Genomic DNA, 21,261 nt, shown 5'->3' with positions numbered 1-21,261 from the left:
TTCCATTGTCAAAACGCCCATTATACTGCTCACTGGTTTTGTGTGCCACTAACAGGGATGTTTTTTACGTAGTGCTGGGTAATCTTTTTAAATTGATTTTGACTCTGTAATGTTTTGATAGCGCTATTTATACTTGGTAGCAGAGCATAGAGCTTGGCCTGTAAGCGAATATGCATATAGCCTTGGGAGTGTAAGGTGTTTAGAAACAGGGGGACGTTGAGTTTCTCGGACCAATAGGTAGCAGGTAAGTCTCCCATAATAGCTTGCTCGATACGTCCTCGGCTCAAAGCCTGCAATAGCTCTTTCTCTGAATTAAAGTCAATTCGTGTGAAGTGTGCATCATCATGGTAATAGTAGCCGCGAACTGTACCGACTTCTTTTCCTGTTAATGAAATCGGCTTTGCTAATCGCTGCGTTGCAACAATATATTCGTTTACAGATAGAATAGGCTCAGAGTATACAAATCTTGTGTCATTACGCTGTTGTTCATTCAACCAGCTTGGGCTGATTAAATCAAAATCTATTTTACCTTGTTCTAGATACAGGTTGGTTCTTTTGGCAGGCAGTAAAAGGTTCTTGCCCTCTATTTGAGCTTCATTCAATATCGCTCGGACAACCTCTGGTAGGATCCCAGGTTTTTTTGGGTCATGTGTATAGTAGGGAAAGTAGTTACCAGAACCACTGACACTGTAAGTCAGCTGTGTGTTTGCTTTTAATGCGCCACACATCAAAATAGCGACTATGATTAATAGTATTCTCATGCAGTTATACTAGCCTATCGAACTGGCGATAGGCAATTGTCAAATAATCGTGGTTACGAAGCATGTTACCATCACGATTTAATTGGAAGTTTTATTTGCTCGGTTGTCATGGTTCACGTATTCTCAAATAAAACATCGACTATTGATTTGCTAGAAAAGGATCTAGATGTTAATGAGTGGCACTGTTGCTAAAGTGAAAAATTCGGCTGTTCAGTATATTGCTCGTCAAGCAATACTTGATAAAGAGCAGAATCTTTATGCCTATGAATTGTTGTATCGAGACTCAAATAACAATGCGTTCCCCATGGGCGTCTCTGATGGCCAAGCAACAGGCCGGATGTTCTTTAACTCTTTAATATTCGTAGGCGTAGATAGGTTAACAGCCGGGCATCGTGCCTTTATTAACCTATCAGATGAATCTTTGCTTCAAGAGTTACCCAACCTATTAAAACCCGATAATTTGGTTGTTGAAATTGTCGAGCGTTCAAAAAACATCCCCAAATTAGTTGGCTCAGTTATTGCGCTTAAAAAACGAGGGTATCATTTTGCGCTAGATGATTATGACAGTGATCCCAAATGGCAGCCCCTGCTCGAGCATATGGATTACATTAAGCTCGAAATAGAGGAGCCAATCATTAAAACAACCATGTTGATCAAAAAGCTCAAACGTAGTTTTCCTGATATACGCATTATTGTGGAGCGAATCGAAACTCAAGTGCATTTCGAGTTTGTTAAAAGCGCAGGGGCCGATTACTTTCAGGGCTTTTTCTTCGCTCGTCCTGAAATGATGAATCATGGCAACGTTGAGCCATCAAAGTTAATTGTTTTTGATTTATTACGCTGTACTGCCAAAAAAGATATTTGTTTTAAAGAAGTACAACAAAGAGTTGCAAAAGATTTAAGTTTAACAGCACGGATTTTAAAGCTTGCTAACGCAAAGGCTGGTGAGAATAAAATTGAAATGAAATCGATTTCTCAAGCCGTTGTGTACCTTGGTGAAGATGCGATACGTCAATTCGTTCGCGTACTAGCGTTGAGCGAATTAGGTGTAGACAAACCTGCCGAGTTAACCAAGATGGGGCTTATGCGAGCTAAGTTCATGCAGTTATTTTTGGCTCCGGGTGGAGAGGAAATGGCTGAACAAGGTTACTTAATTGGCTTGATGTCAGTTTTAGATGCTGTGCTTGAAGTTGAGTTGTCGGTGATTGTTGCTGAGTTTTCACTCGATCATTCACTTAGTAGTGCTTTGCTCAGCTATAAAGGATTATTAGGCGGTGCTTTGCAACTTACCATGCAAGTTGAAAAAAATGATTGGCAATCAGCACAAATGATCTTAAATGCGATCCGCCCTGCAACCAAAACAAAAGCACTTTATAACTTTGCAATGGAAAGTAGAGAATACGCTGATGACGTATTCTCAGTAGTGAAAACTAGTTGAATATTAAAGAGATATTGAGCTTTTTTAGAAACTGTTGTTCTTGAGCCAAGCTTGCTGCCATCAATGTATGGTCTATTAACCAATGCGGCTCAAACTCAATAAGTAGTGAGTCTGAAAAGCTTGTTAGTTTTACCACAGGGCAAATAGTATCTTGTCTTTTGGCATTAAGGAGTATAGCTAACCTAAAGAGACTAAGTAGCTTTGAGAAGTGACTTAACTCAACTGAGTTTGCCTGTTGTAACTCTGATAGCTTGATTTTTTTGCGGCAAAAACGGATCAGGTTACTCAACAGCTGCTGCTGCTCTTGCGTAAAACCGGGCAACTGACTATTTTTGACAATGTAAGCGCTGTGTTTATGTAGCCCAGAAGAATTTATAGCTAAGCCAACTTCATGCAACTTGGCCGCCCAGCATAACATTTGCAGGTCGACTTTTTGCAAAGACCAACTAGTATCAAGCTGCTCATAGAAACGCTCTAGCGTGCGACAAATTTGTTCACTGTGCTGTCTGTCAACGTTATAGTGTTCGCTGAGCGTTTGGATAGTTCTGGTACGAATATCAAATTCATTGTTAGTAGAGGTTTCATGCAGCAAACCATCACGTAGAGCATGATCGCTATAATGAAGCTCATTGATTCCTAACTGCTCAAATACGGCAAGTAACACGGCTAAACCACCTGGGATCGTGCCCTTTCTTTCATCTGGTAGACCAGCTATGTTGAGATCATTATAATTATCGAACTGCAAGATTAACGACTTTATTTTTAGCAAAATACCGTGTGTTAGGACTGAGGTATCAAAGAGAGTTTGAGCGACGCCCACGAGCGCTTTAATCGTTCCTGAGGTACCATAACAGCATTGCCATCCAAGCTTGATATAATTGGCAGTAATTGGTTCCAATAATTGCTCTGCTTTTATTTGTGCCCTCATAAAGCGCTTTTCTGACAGCTTTGCGTGACTAAAGAATTGCTGCGTGATATTGACGCATCCCATGTTTCTGCTCGTCAATAATTTGTGAGTGAGGTGCTCACCAATAATAAGCTCTGTGCTACCACCACCAATATCAACAACTAACCGGTTTCCATCATTATGCTCGTAGTTAGCAACGCCTTGGTAAATTAACCTCGCTTCTTCTTGTCCGGAGATCACATTAATCTTAAAGCTAAAATGCTGTTTTGCTTTGGCTAAAAAGTGCTTGATATTTTTGCAGTTTCGCAATGTATAGGTGGCGACAACTTGCACATTACTATGGGGGAAGTTTTGCAATGTTGCTGAAAATTGCTTGAGCACGACAAGAGCTCTGTCTATCGCCTCGTTTGACAGCATCATATCTGGTCCAAGGCCTGCCGCTAAATTTACCCGTTGCTTTTCTTTATGTAGTACCTGAAAGCTGCCATCCACTTGTCGGGCAACTAATAAGTGGAAGCTATTGGAACCTAAGTCTACAGCGGCTATGGATGGGTATTCTGTCATGAGAGACTCTTATTCATTTCCCATTTCTTTAAATGGTCATATATCGCAATTTGAGAGCGAATTTTCTTTCGGTTACCACGTCTTACATAATGGTTTTTCTGCTCTGCATCTATTATTCGTGCTTTAGTTCGATCACGAAATTGTAGTTCCAAAATATCAATGATAAGTTGCTTTAGTTCTTCACTATAAATCGGTACACCTACTTCAACTCGATGATCTAGGTTACGAGTCATCCAATCGGCAGAAGAAAGATATACTAATGGCTCACCCATATTTTCGAACACCATTACGCGTGGATGCTCTAAAAACCTGTCTACAATGCTGATCACTTTAATGTTGTCACTAAAGCGTGGCAAGCCTGCGACAAGCGCACACATACCGCGCACAATAATGCGTACTTTAACACCATGACGGGCTGCAAAGTAAAGTTTGTCAACAAGCTGTTTGTCTACTAAATTGTTTATTTTTATTGTTATTTTGGCGATTTTTCCTTGTTCTGCATGTTTAACTTCTTGGTCGATTAAATCAAGTATCCTATCTCTGGCGTTAATGGGAGAAATCATTAAATGCTCAAAATGAAATGGCCGATAGCTTGTTTCGATAAAGCGAAAAACATTGTCGCACTCTTCACATATTTCTGGGTGGCGAGTAAATAAGCTGAAGTCGGTATATATTTTTGCTGTTTTTTCGTGGAAGTTTCCGGTGCCAATGTGGGCATATTTAACAATCCTTCCTTTTTCCTTGCGGTGAATTACACACAACTTACTGTGTACTTTCAGTGCAGGAATACCGACCATCACTTTAATGCCAGACTCACTCAAACGCTTTGCCCATTCAATGTTATTTTGTTCATCAAATCGTGCTTTAAGTTCAACCATAACGGTAACGTGTTTGCCATTTTTTGCAGCGCTGATCAGTGAGGCAATTAGTCGAGATTGGCGGGCAACACGATAAATATTTACCTTAATTTGCGTTACATTAGGATCGAACGCTGCTTGGCGAACATATTCAAGCATGTGATTAAATGTGTGATAAGGATAGTAAAGTAAAATATCTTGCTCTGAGATTGCATTAAATACACTGGCATCTTTTTTGAAAGATTGACTTTGCAAAGGGGGAAGTGGCTTGTTTTCTAAGTGACGACGGCCAACATTAGGAAAACCAATAAAGTCTCTAAAGTTGCGATAGCGGCCCCCTGGAATTAATGCGTCCTGATTAGTCACTCTCAGACGCTTTTTTAATACTTTGAGCATGTATTCGGGCATCGATTCATCGTAGACTAACCTAACAGGCTTTGCGTATAGGCGTTGCTTCAAGCCTTTGGACATTTTGTCTAATAGGCCCTCTTCAATCTCATCATCGAGATTATACTGTGCATCTCTGGTTAACTTAATTGAATAACCCTCAATACTCTCAAAGTGGAAAAAGCTTTTAAAAACATCAGCTAAGAAAAACTGCACGATGTCGTCAAGCATCACAATATGTTTTTGGCGGCGGGTGCGCTCAGGTGGTAGCTGTACAAATCTCTCTAATCTATCAGTGGGGATTTCTAGCAATGCATAGTGTTGCTTTTCACCATTCATGTGTACAAAAAAGTAGGTCATGGTGTCATTCATGTTGTCTGAGTAATCTTTGCTTTCACTCAAAAGCACAGGTGACATATTGGGTAATACTTGGTCTTCAAAGTAGTGCTTCAACCAAGATTGATGAAACTCAGAAAGTGTTTGAGGTTGACTGATATGAATGTGGTATTTTGCTAAGTCAGTTAAAATTTGCTGATAGATGTGGTTGAATTTTTTTCCTAATAGCAGCACCTTTTGATTAATTTGGCTCAGCAGTGCTTCATCTTCTTCAAAGTTAGTGTCGGGTAGATTATTTAGGAGGATTCGGCGTTTAACGTCAGCAACTCTCACTTGGAAAAACTCATCAAGATTGTTTGAGAAGATCCCCAAAAACCGAATGCGCTCAATGATTGGGTTACTATCGTCTTTGGCTTCTTGAAGTACACGTTCGTTGAAAGATAACCAACTTAGTTCTTTGGCAAAATAACTAACGGTTTTTGGCTGAGAGGGCAGTGCTTGCATTTTTAAATCCACGAAAAATACGCTGCGTCAAATATAGGTCCAGTTTATGACGTGGATATGACAAGTGTCTTATATGTTGACCACTTGCCATACATGTATATCCGTGCTTTTACGCAAAATGCAAATCTGTTGTTGGGGGAGGTTATTCCGTTTCAATATCGACGATCAGATCGCTAGTGATAGATTCCAATGCATCAATAACATTGTCTTTATTCATACCGATGGGCAGAGTTACGGTAGCAAACGCACTAAAAATAGGCACGCCCCAATTAGGTGCACTTTGCTGACGAGAGTTTAAATGGGTAATATTTGCTCCTTTATGGCGGATAACACTCGCTAACTCTTGGACGATGCCTGGACGGTCATTACCCGTTATAACCAAGTTGATTGTTTCAGGAGTTTGTTCTTCATCAAGCAAATCTCCTGTTTCCATCTTAACATCTAGTCCTGGAAGCACAGCTAGGCCATCTTGAAGTTGTTGTAAGTGTTCCTCGGCGACTTCTACTTGAATTATCCCAGCAAATTGGCCAGCTAAATGACTGAGATTACTGGTGAGCCAGTTACCATGGTGCGCGAGTACTGCTGAAGATATTTCCTCTACCAGACCGGGTCGGTCCTTTCCTATGATTGTTAAAACTAACTGCTTCATAATGCGTGTCTCTTTAATTATTTTTGCTATGAAAAAGCATAGCGTTGGAAAAATACGGTTTAAGCAAATGAGGGTATAATCCTTATACATAGCCTACAAAGGTAGATACCGCGCTCTAAGATTAGTTCACCAAGTCATGATGTCCAACGGAATCTAAAGTTAGTTTGTAAAGAAATGAAAACAATTTGTACCAAATCAAAAAAGCTAGGGAAATGGCATAAAAATGACTCAACTTTATGGTGGGCCACTCAGTTTTGTGTAACATAACTGTCATCTTGATGAAATATAATGCCCGCTAACTTTAAAATGAAAGGGTGTTTTGATGTCTTCAAATCCGCAGCAACCGTCTTTTAAAACGGATAGAAGCCGTCTATTCAAAGACCGGTTTGCACAGTTTGGTATATCAGCTGGTGGGGTGATGGTATTGGTAGCATTGCTGCTAATTTTCTTCTATCTACTCTATGTCGTTCAGCCTATATTCGAATCAGCCACAGTTAAAAAGCGTGTTGACGTTGCATTGAGTAACGCACAGCAATATGTGGGTGTTGGTGTTGAAGAACAAACGGAGATTGCTTACCTACTGACACGTACAGGACATGTCGACTTCTACCAAGTTAAAGGGGCGCAGGCTGGTGAGCATATTGAGCGCCTGTCGGTTAATCTTGATGGTCAGGTATCCAGTGTTGCGAAAAGCGCACCATTTTTAGGTCAATATGCATATGGTTTAGACAATGGCCAAGTTGCGCTAGTCAAACCTTCATTTCTTGTTACTTTCCCTGGTAATGAGCGCGTTATTTCGCCGCGATTAAGCTATCCGCTAGAAGGTAAGCAATTACTTGTCGATGAGCAGGGCAAAGCCATCAAGCGCTTTGCGTTTAGCCACTATGAAGATAAAACAGCGGTTGTGGCGCTTACTTCGGATAAACGTCTTATTTTTGCATCCTTTGTGGCAGAAGAGAACATGTTCAGCGGCGAAGTTGAATGGGTTGTTGAGCGTACTGAGCTTGAGATTGACGGACGCATTGATGAGCTATTAATGAGCCCTGATACAACGCGTACGTTTGTTCGTTCTGCAAACCAAATTTATATATTTGATACTCGCTATCCAAGTGAAGTTGAACAGATCCAAGTACTGGCTGCGAATGAAGAGAATGCAAATTTAGTTGGAACGACGTTGTTAGCAGGTGCTAATTCGCTGATGCTAGCAAATGATAATGGCGAAGTATCGCAATGGTTTGAAGTAAACTCTGAAACGGGGCGTAAATTTCAAAAAATCAGAGCATTTGAAACGCCCAAAAATAGCAACGTAGACATATACAGCGAATATTATCGACGCACCTTTTTCACTACAAATAGCAGTGGTGACTTGGGGATCTACTATACCACTAGTGAAGCGCATTTATGGCAAGGTAAGGTAAGTGAAAGTGCTATCGAGTCGTTTGCGGTATCTCCTCGCTCAAATGCGGTATTAGTTCTGGCCGATAACAAGCTATCAGTATTTGATGTGCATAATGAGCACCCTGAAGTAACTTGGTCTGCCTTGTGGCAAGAAGTTTGGTATGAGGGCTATCCAGAGCCTGCCTACACTTGGCAATCAACTTCGGCTTCAGATGACTTTGAATCTAAGTTTTCACTAGTCCCAATTTCATTCGGTACTATTAAAGCGGCAATGTATGCCATGCTATTTGCTGTACCTATAGCATTATCAGCTGCCGTTTATACAGCTTACTTCATGTCTAGTGAGTTACGTCGTGTGGTAAAACCAACAGTAGAAATTATGGAAGCACTGCCAACGGTTATTCTTGGTTTCTTAGCGGGCCTATGGTTAGCACCATTGATTGAAACACACTTACCCGCAATTGTTGCTTTATTACTGTTGTTACCTTTGGCTGTGATAGCGACGGCATTTTTCTGGACTAAGCTACCTGAGCATATTCGCCACAAGATGCCAGATGGCTGGCACTCAATATTACTTATTCCTGTGGTGCTATTTGTTGGCTGGTTATCGTTTGCGATTAGTGGCGGTGTTGAGGATTGGATGTTTGGTGGCAATGTTCGTCAATATTTAACCAACGAGTTAGGCCTGACGTTTGACCAACGTAACTCATTAGTCGTCGGTATCGCGATGGGCTTTGCTGTTATTCCAACTATTTTCTCTATCGCGGAAGACGCGGTCTTCAGTGTACCTAAACATCTATCTAATGGCTCTTTAGCTTTAGGAGCTACGCAATGGCAAACTCTTATCAGTGTCGTACTGCTCACGGCGAGTCCGGGGATTTTCTCTGCTGTAATGATGGGTTTAGGGCGAGCGGTTGGTGAAACCATGATTGTCTTGATGGCAACGGGTAATACCCCAATTATGGATTGGAGTATTTTCCAAGGTATGCGTACTTTGGCCGCCAATATCGCGGTAGAAATGCCTGAGTCTGAAGTCGGTAGCTCACACTATCGTATCCTCTTCTTAGCGGCATTTGTGTTATTTATTTTCACCTTTGTATTTAACACGGTGGCTGAATTTGTGCGTCAGCAACTGCGTGAAAAATACAGTTCAATGTAATTATTGGAGTTCATGACATGGTAAAACAGTGGTTTAAGTCAGGGTCTCCTTGGATCTGGATGACAGGTGGTGCCGTTAGTATTAGCTTAATTTCGGTGCTGGGTTTATTGGCGATGATTGCTTGGAAAGGCTTATCCTTTTTCTGGCCATCACAAGTAGTTGAATTACACCTACAAGGCTCGGTTAGTGAGCAGGTTGTTATTGGTGAAATTTATGACCGAGAGCAAGTACCTAAATCTCGCTTGGAAGCTGCAGGGTTTGACCTATCTGAATATGATCAAGAGTTTATCGAGCGTCTATTGCTTAAAACAGGTAACCGTGAGTATGTAGAGCTTGATTTTAGATGGGTATTGTCAACAGATATCAAAAAGCAATCAGCGCCTGCAAGCCTAGCCGTTTTTGAACGAAGCAAAAATGGTAACTTCTATGGTTATGTAGAGCAGGTTATTGAAGATGGCAAAGTTGTTAAAGAGAACGCGACTGAGCGCCTCTATGAGTTGGTTGAGCGTGCAGTTGAGCTTAACGAAGAAGCGTTAGACCTACAAAACGGTGATATCGGGCATATCAACTATGAGCTAGAGCGATTGCGTCTTCAAGAGAAAGGCTATGTATTGGACAATGCGTTAACGGATGAACGTGTAGCCGAATTACAGTCAAAACGCGAGCAACTGCGTGATGATTATAAAGTGCTTGAAGAGCGTTTGTTTGCTCTGCGTAAGAAAGCTAAGCGTGACCAAGTAGTAGTGCGTGACATGCGTGGTGAGCAAGTAACTTTACCTCTATACCAAGTATTAGATGTTTGGTTCCCAAATGATATGGGTTATTTTGCAAAAGTTGCTCACTACTTTACTCAAATTGGCAAGTTTATTAGTGATGATCCCCGTGAAGCGAATACTGAAGGCGGTGTATTCCCTGCTATATTTGGTACCGTATTTATGGTAATGCTTATGGCTGTGATAGTAACGCCATTTGGTGTTATAGCGGCAATATATTTGCATGAGTATGCGGCGAAAAACGCGGTTACTAAAATGATCCGTATCGCGGTTATCAACTTAGCGGGTGTACCATCCATTGTATATGGGGTATTTGGTTTAGGTTTCTTTGTTTATATGCTCGGTGGTTCAATTGATGAATTATTTTATCGTGAAGCTGCGCCGAGTCCTGTTTTTGGCACGCCAGGCGTTATTTGGTCTGCGCTCACTCTAGCGATATTGACCTTACCTGTTGTGATAGTATCGACAGAGGAAGGTTTATCACGTATTCCCAGCTCCGTGCGTCATGGCTCGTTGGCTTTGGGGGCGACTAAAGCAGAAACACTTTGGCGCATCATAGTACCAATGGCTAGCCCTGCGATTATGACAGGGTTGATACTAGCTGTAGCACGTGCGGCAGGCGAAGTTGCACCGTTAATGTTGGTTGGGGTGGTAAAAATGGCGCCTACGCTACCGCTTGATGGCAACTTTCCATATATTCACCTAGACCGTAAATTTATGCACTTGGGTTTTCACATTTATGATGTGGGTTTCCAAAGTCCGAATGTTGAAGCCGCACGTCCATTGGTGTACGCGACCGCATTCTTATTAGTGACCGTGATCATCGCGTTGAATATTACTGCTATCGGCATTCGTAACCATTTGCGTGAAAAGTTCAGATCACTAGAACAGTAATAGTAAAGATTTTAAGTAGGTAAAAAGTAATGATTACAGTAGCTCCAGAAGTTAATCAGGCCAATGGCCAAAAAAAGCTAGATCTTGCAAATTTGACTCCAGAGCAAACATCTCTGCAGATCAAAGACCTCGATCTTTACTATGGCGATAAGCAAGCGCTTAGCAATGTCAATATGCTAATACCAAAAGGACAGGTTACGGCCTTTATCGGGCCATCAGGGTGTGGTAAGTCAACATTGCTACGCTGCATTAATCGTATGAATGACTTAGTTGATACTTGTCGTATCGAAGGTGAAATTATTTTGCACGGTCAAAATATTTACGATAAGCGTGTGGATGTCGCTGCATTACGCCGTAATGTTGGGATGGTATTTCAACGCCCAAACCCTTTCCCTAAATCAATATACGAAAATGTGGTTTATGGTTTACGCTTACAAGGTATCAAAGACAAACGTAAGCTAGATGAGGTAGTTGAAAAGTCGTTACGTGGTGCTGCATTATGGGACGAGGTAAAAGACAGACTGCACGATAGCGCATTTGGTCTTTCTGGTGGTCAGCAGCAACGTTTGGTCATTGCGCGTTCTATTGCTATCGAACCTGAGGTGTTGCTGTTGGACGAACCAACCTCCGCACTAGATCCAATTTCTACATTGGTTATTGAAGAGCTTATTAACGACTTAAAAAATAAGTATACGGTGGTTATTGTAACGCATAACATGCAACAAGCTGCTCGCGTGTCAGATCAGACCGCATTTATGTACATGGGTGAGCTTATCGAATATGCGGATACTAACACGCTATTTACTACCCCATCGAAGAAGAAAACAGAAGACTATATTACGGGTCGTTACGGTTAATAGGCTGATTGAAGGGGATTTAATATGGATCATAATTTAAATAAGCATATATCTGGTCGCTTCAATGAAGAGCTAGAAAGTGTGCGTAATCATGTTTTAAGTATGGGAGGGCTAGTTGAGCAACAGCTTAACTTAGCGCTTGATGCTGTGAATGAGTGTGATGCGGAAAAAGCGCGTAAGGTGAGCGAGAATGACTACCAGGTTAATGCCATGGAAGTTAACATTGACGAAGAGTGTACACGCATCATAGCAAAACGACAGCCAGCAGCGAGTGACTTGCGTTTGGTTGTTGCTATTGCAAAAACTATTGCTGATTTAGAGCGCATCGGTGATGAAGCGGAACGTATTGCGCGCGTGGCATTGGACTCTTTTACTAAAGATCAACAGGATTTGTTAGTTAATATTGAAAACATGGGTCGTCAGGTATCTAAAATGTTGCATGATGTGCTAGATGCATTTGCACGTATGGATGCTCAGCGCGCATTTGAAGTGCACAAAGAGGATGCGAAAGTAGATAGAGAATATGAGGCATTAACGCGTCAGATCATGACATATATGATGGAAGACCCACGTTCAATTCCAAAAATAATGGATTTGATTTGGTCTGTTCGCTCTTTGGAGCGCATTGGTGATCGTTGCCAGAATATTGCTGAATATGTCATTTATTTTGTTAATGGGAAGGATATTCGCCATACATCTCAAGAAGATATAGAAAAATCTCTATAGCACACACAAAATAAGTTGACCTAAACAGTGTGTGTTGAGGTCAACTTATTCTACCTTATCGATAAAAATCGTTCACAAAGCGGCTCAATGCTGTAAAATTAGCCCCGCAAAGCATATAAATATGATTTAAGGGTCAATTATGCCGACTAATGCATTTTTAGGGGTTTTTGCAAAATCTCCTATAAAGCCTGTAGAAGAACACATAAAAATCGTTCATAAAGCGAGTAAAGCTTTAATTCCATTTTTTAATCACGTATTTAAAGGAGAGTGGGACGAAGCCGAAACACTACGTGTTCAGATCCGAAATTTAGAGCGCGATGCGGATAAATTGAAACGAGAAGTTCGTTTACAATTACCTCGTGGTCTATTCATGCCAGTAGAGCGAACCGATCTACTTGAACTTATCACTCACCAAGACAAAATCGCGAACAAAGCAAAAGATATCGCTGGTCGTGTTGTCGGTCGTGAAATGGTGATCCCAGAATCTATCCAAGCGGACTTTTTAACCTACTTGCAACGTTGTGTTGATGCAACTAAGCAAGCTTCTAAAGCAATCAATGAGCTTGATGAGTTATTAGAAACCGGTTTTCGTGGTCGTGAAGTCACTTTGGTAGAAAACATGTTGGTCGAATTGGATGCGATCGAGCAAGATACGGATGACATGCAAATTAAAATCCGCCAAGAATTACGTGCAGTTGAAGCAGGATTGAACCCGGTTGATGTAATGTTTTTATACAAAATAATCGAATGGGTTGGTGAACTTGCTGATATCGCAGAGCGTGTAGGCTCTCGATTAGAGCTAATGCTCGCACGCTAGTTTAAAATTAAGACGTTTATAGTAAGGTTTTACAATGGATATCATTGCATCCTACGGCACAATGCTGGTGCTTTTAGCAGCAGCTGTTGGTTTTTTTATGGCTTATGGTATTGGCGCAAATGACGTTGCCAATGCGATGGGTACATCTGTTGGCTCTAAAGCGCTAACAATTAAACAAGCAATTTTGATTGCTATGGTCTTTGAATTTGCTGGCGCTTATTTAGCCGGTGGTGAGGTAACCTCCACAATTCGTAAAGGTATTATTGATGCCACACCATTCGCTGATATTCCTGAACTTATGGTTTTAGGTATGATTTCAGCGCTGTTTGCTGCGGGTGCCTGGTTGTTATTGGCCTCTATGCTTGGTTGGCCAGTATCCACGACACACTCTATCATTGGTGCAATTATTGGTTTTGCCCTTGTTGCCGTTGGTAGCGAAGCGATACAGTGGGGCAAAGTTGCAGGCATTGTTGGTAGTTGGATTGTTACGCCAGCGATTTCTGGATTTATAGCCTATCTGATTTTTATGAGTGCACAGAAGTTGATTTTTGATACGTCAGCTCCTTTACAAAACGCTAAACGTTTCGTACCTATTTACATGGCGTTAGCTGGCTTTGTAATGGCACTTGTAACGATTAAAAAAGGTTTGAAGCACATAGGAATTAACTTAGGAACATTTGAAGGTTATGCGCTTGCAATTGGTATAGCAGTTGCTGTTGGCTTAATCGGTAAGATGGCTATCGCGCGCTTGAAAATGGATCCTAAAGCCGATAAGCAAATGCAATTTAATAATGTTGAAAAGGTATTTGCTGTATTAATGGTTCTAACAGCTTGTTGTATGGCGTTTGCGCATGGTTCTAACGATGTAGCCAATGCGATTGGGCCACTTGCAGCGGTCGTTAACATCGTTGAGAACGATGGTGTGATTGCGAAAAAAGCAGCGCTTGCGTGGTGGATTTTACCTCTTGGTGGATTAGGAATTGTTGCGGGTCTAGCTATTTTAGGTAAAAAGGTAATTAAAACGATTGGTGAAGGTATCACACATTTGACGCCTAGCCGTGGTTTTGCTGCTGAATTGGCTGCTGCCTCAACGGTTGTTATAGCCTCTGGTACAGGTCTACCTATTTCTACAACGCAAACACTCGTGGGTGCGGTATTAGGTGTCGGTATGGCACGTGGTATTGCAGCACTGAATATGAGCGTGATCCGAAACATTGTAGTTTCTTGGGTTATCACATTGCCAGTAGGCGCAGCTCTTGCTATTGTTATATTCTATGTTCTAAGAGCAGCGTTCGGCGTTTAACTTAGAAAGACAGACTTTTAGCTTGAAAAGATCTCAGTACGTTAGTACTGGGGTCTTTTTATTTTTAAGCCTTCGCGATAAGGTTTTCCTACCGAAACATCAAGGTTATACTGTGGTTATCATTTACTTTAGTAATTAGAGCACAGTGAATAACCTGCCTAGCATTAAACAACTTCAGTACTTAGTTGCAGTTCATCAACATCAGCATTTTGGCCGAGCCGCGCAGGCCTGTTTTATCGGGCAATCAACACTCAGTAGTGCCATACAGACATTAGAAGAAACTTTAGGTTGCCAATTAATAGAGCGTGAAAATCGAAGCTTAATGTTTACCGATATTGGTGAAGAAGTGGTAGCAAGAGCGAAAAAAATTATTGATGATGCAATGAGTGTTAAGGAACTGACAAAAAGCTATAAACACCCGTTGTCAGGAAAACTAACTCTTGGAGTTATCCCAACCGTTGCTAGCTTTATTGCTGCGCCACTTTATCAGTTCTGCTTACAAGAGTTTACTCAGTTACAATTAGTTTTAGTTGAAGATACGAGTGATAAGCTACTAGATAAGTTAGAACATGGGCACATAGATATGGCCATGCTGGCTCTACCATATCATACAGAGCGCTTTCATACCCAGGTGCTAGCCAAAGACCACTTCTCTTTGGTGCATCATCGTGATTACGATGTTGCTGATAATGTAACGGACTTTAATTTATTGCCAGATAAAAGCGTTTTTTTACTCGAAAGAGAGCATTGTATGACTGGCCATGCTTTAAGTGCTTGCCATCTAAACCGAAGTGATTGTATTAACCCTTTTGAAGCTGCTAATTTGCACACCCTGTTAAGTATGGTTGAATATCAAAATGGCGTTACATTTTTGCCTCAAATGGCGCTTAATGCTGGAATATTGCAGGGGAAGCCTATGGTCGCGAATAACTCCTTGGGTGATGCATACCGAGAAATAGGTTTACTTTGGCGTAAAACGACAGGCCGGATCCGAGACTTTCGCTTATTTAGCGAACAGGTAGGTGAGTTTGTTCAAACACAGTGTGCACAGAAAAAACCGCAAAATTAATCTCAAGAAGGCTCAAATTTGTTCGCGTTGATCAAATTTGGCAGAAATAGTAAGTAGACCCAAACAACCAAGTTGAAGTAAGGAATGAGTCCTAACACAGTAAACAACTTACACGGGTAACCCTTACTTCGAGCGTTACGATAGCACTGAAGTGCTATTAATATATTGATTAAAAATAAAAAAGTTACTAGTTGATTCATAATTACACTCCTAGACGTCCATAAGGCGATGTAACTCAATCCATTGAATGTCCAGTTAAAATGCAAAAATCAACGACTTAGCTGGACAACCCTGATTAGAGTAATTATAGATTAATATGCGCGAAGGAAAAGGCGACTTTTGTATTAATTTGTTATCGGGTTGTTTTATTAGATAAAATAGTAGGGATTGCTTTTTTTAGTTCATGTATAGGCATTGGACGTGCAATGTAGAAGCCCTGAGCATAATCCACACCAATTTCTTTTAATGCATTGAATATGTCTACATTTTCAACATATTCGGCCACCGAGCGCTTGTCTAGAGAGTGACTTATTTCGTGTACAGCCTTCACTAAAGCCAAATCTATCGGGTCATTCAACATATCTCGTACGAATGAACCATCGATTTTTACATGCTGTGCTGGTAGTTGTTTGAGGTAGCTAAACGTGCTGAATCCAGTGCCAAAATCATCAATAGAAAAGTGGCAGCCAAGTTGATTGAGTTTGGCAATCATAGCTTGAGTTGCACTGAGGTTGTTAATACTCGCAGATTCAGTGATCTCAAAAATGATACGCTGCGCAGCGACTTGATACTTTTCTAAACAAGCTTGAATATGCGGTAGCAAGCGCTCATCTAAGAAAGACTGCGCTGATAAGTTTATCGCTACCTGGTTGAGCTCCTTATGCTGCGCAACGGCAGCGATAGCATTCCTAATAACGCATTGATCCATTAAAAATGTATCGTTAAGAAGCTCAAGAGCCGGGATAAACTGATTTGGGTTTATAAGCTCGTCTTTGACAACCAACCTCAATAACGCCTCAAAATAAGCTATGGTGTTATTTTTAAGATCCCAGATGGGTTGGTAGTGTAGTTCAATTAAGTTGTTTTGTAGGGCTTCTCGTACACTGTGTCCCCATTCTAAACCTGTTTGCAAGGTACTGTTATGCGCGTCTTCTTTGCTATAGCAGTGAACTAAGTTACGCCCTAAGTTTTTCGCTACATATAGCGCTATATCGGCTTGTTTCAAACATTCATTCGCATCATGGTTGTCTAGAGTGAGCTGAGTTAGTCCAATTGAACAACTAATTGAATAGCTATTTTCTTCAGAGTGAAATTTATGCTTTTCTATAGCCATACATATACTTTCAGCAGCAATATGAGCGTCCAATAAATTGGTGTTACTGAGTATAATGGCAAATTCATCTCCCCCGATCCGAAAAATAAGGTGTTCATCACTTATATTTTCACCAAACAGTTGAGCGACTTCTTTTAAAACGATATCTCCTTGCTGATGCCCTTTGCTGTCATTAATAATTTTGAAGTGGTCCAAATCAATATATAGCAAAGCATGCTCAATGTTATTTTGTTCGGTGATAGAGGAACAGATTTTTTGCAGTTGTTGGTCGAAGAAGTACCTATTATGTAACCCTGTTAATGTATCATGCAGCGCGAGATGGCGTAGCTGTAACTCGGCTTGTTTGCGCTCGTGAATGTTATCTAGTGTGGCAGTCACGGTGGTCTTACTGGTGCTATTGTTGATTAATTGAAAGCGACACTCAACCCAAATTTGACAGTGATTTTGATTATTGATTTGTAATTCTATTTTTGCTTGTTGTTTTTGTTCACTGATAACCAGAGCTAACGTATTTTGTAACTCAAGTTGATACTCTTGCGAGACGAATTTATATAAAGGCTGGCCGAGACTTGATTTAATACCCAAGCCCGATAATGCTTCCCAGGCTGGGTTGATAAAGCGGATCAAGCCTTGTTGATCTAATTCCATCACAACGGTATTAAGATGTAACAAAATGCGCTGGTGTGCTGAAAACAGCTCTTTGTAATTTTGCTCGCTGCGACTGAGTTGCGACACCTTTTCTTCAAATTCGGCGTAGCTCACCATAAAGTCTTCTCGGCGTGCCGCGTGGTCGCAGACTTTACTCAAAATTGAAATATCATAGGGCTCGCGGACGAAATCGGTGACCCCCAGTAGCAGAAGTTGTTCCGCATAGTCAGCATCTCTGCTGTCGATGATGGTTACAATTGCTTGGTTAGGGTTGTATTTTAATATGTTATCGACAAGCTCTTTTGTTGCATGCGCGCGGGTAGCTGTCGCATCTAGTAAAATGATTGCATAGCTATTTTGTCGAAAAAGAGACAAAGCATCATTAGTTGTATTGACATGTGTGCAGGCAAAACTCAAAGAAAGATGTTGGCAAATTTCATCAGCCCTTTGTTGATTAGGTTCGAGCAATAACAAGCTTAAACGACTACTTTTTTCTAAGTGAGTTGATAATACGTTTGCCAAAGTATGTGGTAGTTGGCGATGACGCTCAAAAGGTAACACTGCGTCAATACTGTAGCTTCTTGCTGTTGTCTCAGCGATACGTTCGCAATATATCGGTGGGATCAAGACGATTGGTGTATTTTTTGGGGTTTTTAGTAGTCCAGAGCGAACCATGCGCGAAAAGCGCCAACCGTCGATTTTGCCAACATCAAGACCTGTTATCACGACGTCAACCGCTTGCTTTTTTAATAACTGCAATGCATTTTGACTGTCTTCACATTCAATAAAAGTGAATACATCAAGGCTTTGTAGAGTGTTTTTTATTGTATCTCGCTCTTGCTGACTAGAGTTTACAATCAATAAATTTAATTGTCTGGCCACGTTTAACGCCTTAACTCTAATTTACTAACAAACAACAAACGTCACCTCAATATAAAAAATAGCTCTAACTGACTGATTTAGATTACCAATTGTTACTTACTGTAGAGCTTTACCTATTACTAGCCAGTTGATTTACCAAACTTTGCAGCAACGCTGCTAGGTTAATGCTATTTTCGCAAGGTTACAAGCACTTGATTTACCCTATTAGGATCTCTAGACTTGGCGCCAATTTTCTTACATGAGATGTTGCCATGCGCGTAGCTGATTTTAGTTTTGAACTTCCTGATGAATTAATTGCCCGTCATCCCAAAAAAGAGCGTTCAAGTAGTCGTTTGCTCACTCTTGATGGCAACAGCGGTGAAATTTCTCATAAGGTTTTTACTGATATTTTAGACTTCTTACAGCCGAATGATATTATGGTTTTCAACAACACCAAGGTGATCCCTGCCCGAATGTTCGGCCAGAAATCCACTGGCGGCAAGGTTGAGGTATTAGTTGAACGTGTGCTTGATGAGCATCGAGTATTGGCGCATGTGCGATCAAGTAAGTCGCCCAAAGAAGGGGCTACATTAATCCTTGAGGAAAAAGCAGAAGCTATCATGCTCGCACGCCATGGTGAGTTATTTGAGCTTCAGTTTACTGCTGAGCAAGGGGTGTTTGAGATTTTAGAAGAAATCGGGCATATGCCTTTGCCGCCATATATCGATAGACCCGATGAAGAAGAAGATAAACAGCGATATCAAACCGTATATAACGAAAAGCCAGGAGCAGTGGCTGCACCGACCGCAGGATTGCATTTTGATGAGAAGTTATTACAGCAGATTAAAGATAAAGGTGTAGAGACGGCGTTTATTACCCTGCATGTGGGAGCGGGGACGTTTCAACCAGTGCGTGTAGAGTCGGTTGATGAACATGTCATGCACTCTGAGTATATTGAAGTACCTGAGCAAGTTGTTGACGCCATTGCGGCTGCAAAAGCGAAAGGGGGTCGAGTTATTGCCGTAGGAACGACATCTGTGCGCTCATTAGAGTCTGCTGCAAAAGTCCATGATGGTTTATTGAAAGCGTTTACAGGAGATACTGACATTTTTATCTACCCAGGCTATGAGTTTAAAGTTGTGGATGCCATGGTAACCAACTTTCATTTACCTGAGTCCACATTGATCATGTTAGTCAGCGCATTTTCAGGCCAAGAGCATATTATGAAGGCTTATCGCACCGCAATAGAACAGAAGTACCGCTTTTTTAGCTATGGTGATGCAATGTTTTTAACTAAACAATCTCGCACTTAGTTTTAAGCCCAGCAAAAGCTGGGCTTTTTATTTGTTTACTTCGTTTTACTCCCTTGTGCCTTTAAAACAGGATTTTCGACCCAATAATTAGAATTGCTTCGTTAAACAAGGTAGAATTGAGCGGTTTTTTCACCTGATTGTTAACTTACTTGTTGTTAGCAACTACTAACGTTGGACTGTTTTTCCGACTTTGAGGTAATAATGAAATTTGAATTAGACTGCACCGATGGTAAAGCGCGCCGTGGTCGCTTGATTTTTGACAGGGGTGTTGTTGAAACACCCGCCTTTATGCCTGTTGGTACATATGGCACGGTGAAAGGCATGACACCTGACGAATTAAAAGGCACGGGTGCACAGATCTGTTTAGGCAACACCTTCCACTTGATGCTGCGCCCTGGTACTGAAATTATTAAGCAACATGGCGATCTGCATGACTTCATGAACTGGGACAAACCAATCTTGACAGATTCAGGTGGCTTCCAAGTGTTCAGTTTAGGGGCGATGCGTAAGATTAGCGAAGAAGGTGTGCTGTTTAAGTCGCCAGTCAATGGTGAGAAAATCATGCTATCGCCAGAAAAAGCGATGGAAGTGCAGTGTGACTTGGGATCAGACATCGTAATGATTTTTGATGAATGTACGCCATACCCAGCCACTGAAAAAGAAGCTAGAGATTCAATGGAGTTGTCATTGCGTTGGGCTAAACGCTCGAAAGAAGGGCATGGTGATAACCCCGCAGCTTTGTTTGGCATTATACAAGGTGGTATGTATCCTGAGTTGCGTGCTGAGTCGCAAAAAGGGTTAGAAGAAATCGGCTTTGATGGGTATGCTTTGGGCGGCTTGTCAGTGGGTGAACCAAAAGAAGATATGATCCGCATTTTGGATCACTGCGCTTATAAAATGCCAGAAGACAAACCGCGCTATTTAATGGGGGTTGGCAAACCAGAGGATCTTGTTGAAGCGGTTCGTCGTGGGATTGATATGTTCGATTGTGTTATGCCAACTCGTAACGCTCGAAATGGCCACCTATTTATCACCGGCGGTATAGTAAAGATCCGTAATGCTGTTCATAAGACAGATACTGGACCACTTGACCCTGAATGTGATTGCCACACTTGCGAAAATTACTCGCGAGCTTATTTACACCATTTAGATAAGTGTAATGAGATTTTAGGTGCGCGTCTTAACACTATCCATAACCTTCGCTACTATCAGCGTGTTATGGAAGGGTTGCGCAATGCGATTAGCGAAGGCAAGTTAGATGCCTTTGTGGAAGATTTTTATGCACGCCGCGGGCAAACAGTGCCGCCGTTGGCTGAAACAGAATAAGACTGAATATAAAATTTTAAGAGGAATTGTTATGAGTTTATTTATTTCTAGTGCACATGCCAGCACTGCTGGAGCAGCTCCTGCGGGCGGTGGTATGGAAATGCTGATTATGTTGGCTATTTTCGGTTTGGTATTTTATTTCTTGATATACCGTCCACAAGCAAAACGCGTGAAAGAGCATAAAAACCTGATGAGTGCACTTGCAAAAGGTGATGAAGTATTAACGCAAGGTGGACTTGTAGGTAAAATTACCAAAGTGTCTGACGACAAAGATTTTGTCGTTATTGCGTTGAATGATCAAGCTGAAGTAACAGTACAAAAATCAGCTGTATCGGCAGTTCTTCCTAAAGGTACAATGAAGTCACTTTAAGAAAAATAATA

General features: G+C 41.3%; 17 protein-coding genes. 11 read left to right on the top strand and 6 right to left on the bottom strand.

What is annotated here, in order from left to right:
- Positions 1-29: 29 nt before the first annotated feature.
- Positions 30-761, bottom strand: coding sequence for a transporter substrate-binding domain-containing protein (locus GDK41_RS14630; protein ID WP_232056469.1), 732 nt, complete (start codon positions 759-761; stop codon positions 30-32).
- A gap of 166 nt (positions 762-927) precedes the next feature.
- On the opposite strand from GDK41_RS14630, the gene GDK41_RS14625 reads away from it, so the two are divergent.
- The gene (locus tag GDK41_RS14625) at positions 928-2,199 is read left to right on the top strand and encodes an EAL and HDOD domain-containing protein (RefSeq protein WP_152087105.1); all 1,272 of its coding nucleotides are present in this window, start codon (positions 928-930) and stop codon (positions 2,197-2,199) included.
- Here the strand turns inward: GDK41_RS14625 and GDK41_RS14620 are convergent.
- The 3 genes from GDK41_RS14620 to GDK41_RS14610 form a co-directional block, all read right to left on the bottom strand.
- A complete protein-coding gene (locus GDK41_RS14620; RefSeq protein ID WP_152087104.1) occupies positions 2,192-3,670 on the bottom strand; it encodes a Ppx/GppA phosphatase family protein in 1,479 nt (492 codons plus the stop codon). The two genes, GDK41_RS14625 and GDK41_RS14620, sit on opposite strands and share 8 nt — an antisense overlap.
- Positions 3,667-5,754 (bottom strand): polyphosphate kinase 1, encoded by a 2,088-nt coding sequence (gene ppk1 / locus GDK41_RS14615; RefSeq protein ID WP_152087103.1) that lies wholly within the window; start codon positions 5,752-5,754, stop codon positions 3,667-3,669. Before ppk1 ends, GDK41_RS14620 begins: the two co-directional genes overlap by 4 nt.
- 142 nt (positions 5,755-5,896) lie before the next feature.
- Entirely contained in the window at positions 5,897-6,403 is a 507-nt protein-coding gene (locus GDK41_RS14610) for a glycine cleavage system protein R (protein ID WP_152087102.1), read from the bottom strand.
- 322 nt (positions 6,404-6,725) lie between these two features.
- Here GDK41_RS14610 and GDK41_RS14605 point away from each other — a divergent pair, with 322 nt between their 5' ends.
- The 7 genes from GDK41_RS14605 (at position 6,726) to GDK41_RS14575 (ending at position 15,399) form a co-directional block, all read left to right on the top strand.
- Positions 6,726-8,960 (top strand): ABC transporter permease subunit, encoded by a 2,235-nt coding sequence (locus tag GDK41_RS14605; protein WP_152087101.1) that lies wholly within the window; start codon positions 6,726-6,728, stop codon positions 8,958-8,960.
- Positions 8,961-8,977: 17 nt separating this feature from the next.
- The gene (gene pstA, locus GDK41_RS14600) at positions 8,978-10,627 is read left to right on the top strand and encodes a phosphate ABC transporter permease PstA (protein ID WP_152087100.1); all 1,650 of its coding nucleotides are present in this window, start codon (positions 8,978-8,980) and stop codon (positions 10,625-10,627) included.
- Positions 10,628-10,656: 29 nt separating this feature from the next.
- Positions 10,657-11,484: a phosphate ABC transporter ATP-binding protein PstB gene (gene pstB / locus GDK41_RS14595; RefSeq protein ID WP_152087099.1), complete on the top strand. Its 828-nt coding sequence runs from the start codon at positions 10,657-10,659 to the stop codon at positions 11,482-11,484.
- 24 nt (positions 11,485-11,508) lie between these two features.
- Positions 11,509-12,210: a phosphate signaling complex protein PhoU gene (phoU, locus tag GDK41_RS14590; RefSeq protein WP_152087098.1), complete on the top strand. Its 702-nt coding sequence runs from the start codon at positions 11,509-11,511 to the stop codon at positions 12,208-12,210.
- A gap of 139 nt (positions 12,211-12,349) precedes the next feature.
- A complete protein-coding gene (locus GDK41_RS14585; RefSeq protein WP_152087097.1) occupies positions 12,350-13,027 on the top strand; it encodes a TIGR00153 family protein in 678 nt (225 codons plus the stop codon).
- Between the two features lie 34 nt (positions 13,028-13,061).
- Positions 13,062-14,330 (top strand): inorganic phosphate transporter, encoded by a 1,269-nt coding sequence (locus GDK41_RS14580; RefSeq protein ID WP_152087096.1) that lies wholly within the window; start codon positions 13,062-13,064, stop codon positions 14,328-14,330.
- Positions 14,331-14,475: 145 nt separating this feature from the next.
- Positions 14,476-15,399 (top strand): hydrogen peroxide-inducible genes activator, encoded by a 924-nt coding sequence (locus GDK41_RS14575; RefSeq protein WP_152087095.1) that lies wholly within the window; start codon positions 14,476-14,478, stop codon positions 15,397-15,399.
- Between the two features lie 2 nt (positions 15,400-15,401).
- Here the strand turns inward: GDK41_RS14575 and GDK41_RS20405 are convergent, their stop codons facing one another.
- Together GDK41_RS20405 and GDK41_RS14565 are read right to left on the bottom strand one after the other, a co-directional pair.
- Positions 15,402-15,599, bottom strand: a complete 198-nt coding sequence (locus GDK41_RS20405; protein ID WP_152087094.1) for a hypothetical protein — start codon at positions 15,597-15,599, stop codon at positions 15,402-15,404.
- Positions 15,600-15,751: 152 nt separating this feature from the next.
- Entirely contained in the window at positions 15,752-18,262 is a 2,511-nt protein-coding gene (locus GDK41_RS14565; RefSeq protein WP_152087093.1) for an EAL domain-containing protein, read from the bottom strand.
- Positions 18,263-18,513: 251 nt separating this feature from the next.
- Here GDK41_RS14565 and queA point away from each other — a divergent pair, with 251 nt between their 5' ends.
- The 3 genes from queA (at position 18,514) to yajC (ending at position 21,250) form a co-directional block, all read left to right on the top strand.
- Positions 18,514-19,554, top strand: a complete 1,041-nt coding sequence (queA, locus tag GDK41_RS14560) for a tRNA preQ1(34) S-adenosylmethionine ribosyltransferase-isomerase QueA (protein ID WP_152087092.1) — start codon at positions 18,514-18,516, stop codon at positions 19,552-19,554.
- Positions 19,555-19,755: 201 nt separating this feature from the next.
- Positions 19,756-20,880, top strand: a complete 1,125-nt coding sequence (gene tgt, locus GDK41_RS14555; protein ID WP_152087091.1) for a tRNA guanosine(34) transglycosylase Tgt — start codon at positions 19,756-19,758, stop codon at positions 20,878-20,880.
- A 31-nt stretch (positions 20,881-20,911) separates the two neighbouring features.
- Positions 20,912-21,250, top strand: coding sequence for a preprotein translocase subunit YajC (yajC, locus tag GDK41_RS14550; RefSeq protein WP_152087090.1), 339 nt, complete (start codon positions 20,912-20,914; stop codon positions 21,248-21,250).
- Positions 21,251-21,261 lie beyond the last annotated feature (11 nt).

Origin of the sequence: Pseudoalteromonas sp. A25, assembly GCF_009176705.1 — a bacterium.
GTDB lineage: Bacteria > Pseudomonadota > Gammaproteobacteria > Enterobacterales > Alteromonadaceae > Pseudoalteromonas.
Note: the sequence above shows the minus strand (reverse complement) of the source record. Positions and strands in the feature narration are given on the sequence as shown.

Bases quoted from the DNA above. Each gene is read 5' to 3' on its own strand.
- pstB (WP_152087099.1), top strand. From the start codon at position 10,657: ATGATTACAGTAGCTCCAGAAGTTAATCAGGCCAATGGCCAAAAAAAG.
- GDK41_RS14605 (WP_152087101.1), top strand. From the start codon at position 6,726: ATGTCTTCAAATCCGCAGCAACCGTCTTTTAAAACGGATAGAAGCCGT.
- phoU (WP_152087098.1), top strand. From the start codon at position 11,509: ATGGATCATAATTTAAATAAGCATATATCTGGTCGCTTCAATGAAGAG.
- tgt (WP_152087091.1), top strand. From the start codon at position 19,756: ATGAAATTTGAATTAGACTGCACCGATGGTAAAGCGCGCCGTGGTCGC.
- queA (WP_152087092.1), top strand. From the start codon at position 18,514: ATGCGCGTAGCTGATTTTAGTTTTGAACTTCCTGATGAATTAATTGCC.
- ppk1 (WP_152087103.1), bottom strand. From the start codon at position 5,754: ATGCAAGCACTGCCCTCTCAGCCAAAAACCGTTAGTTATTTTGCCAAA.
- GDK41_RS14630 (WP_232056469.1), bottom strand. From the start codon at position 761: ATGAGAATACTATTAATCATAGTCGCTATTTTGATGTGTGGCGCATTA.
- GDK41_RS14620 (WP_152087104.1), bottom strand. From the start codon at position 3,670: ATGACAGAATACCCATCCATAGCCGCTGTAGACTTAGGTTCCAATAGC.
- GDK41_RS14610 (WP_152087102.1), bottom strand. From the start codon at position 6,403: ATGAAGCAGTTAGTTTTAACAATCATAGGAAAGGACCGACCCGGTCTG.
- GDK41_RS20405 (WP_152087094.1), bottom strand. From the start codon at position 15,599: ATGAATCAACTAGTAACTTTTTTATTTTTAATCAATATATTAATAGCA.
- GDK41_RS14585 (WP_152087097.1), top strand. From the start codon at position 12,350: ATGCCGACTAATGCATTTTTAGGGGTTTTTGCAAAATCTCCTATAAAG.
- pstA (WP_152087100.1), top strand. From the start codon at position 8,978: ATGGTAAAACAGTGGTTTAAGTCAGGGTCTCCTTGGATCTGGATGACA.
- yajC (WP_152087090.1), top strand. From the start codon at position 20,912: ATGAGTTTATTTATTTCTAGTGCACATGCCAGCACTGCTGGAGCAGCT.
- GDK41_RS14625 (WP_152087105.1), top strand. From the start codon at position 928: ATGTTAATGAGTGGCACTGTTGCTAAAGTGAAAAATTCGGCTGTTCAG.
- GDK41_RS14580 (WP_152087096.1), top strand. From the start codon at position 13,062: ATGGATATCATTGCATCCTACGGCACAATGCTGGTGCTTTTAGCAGCA.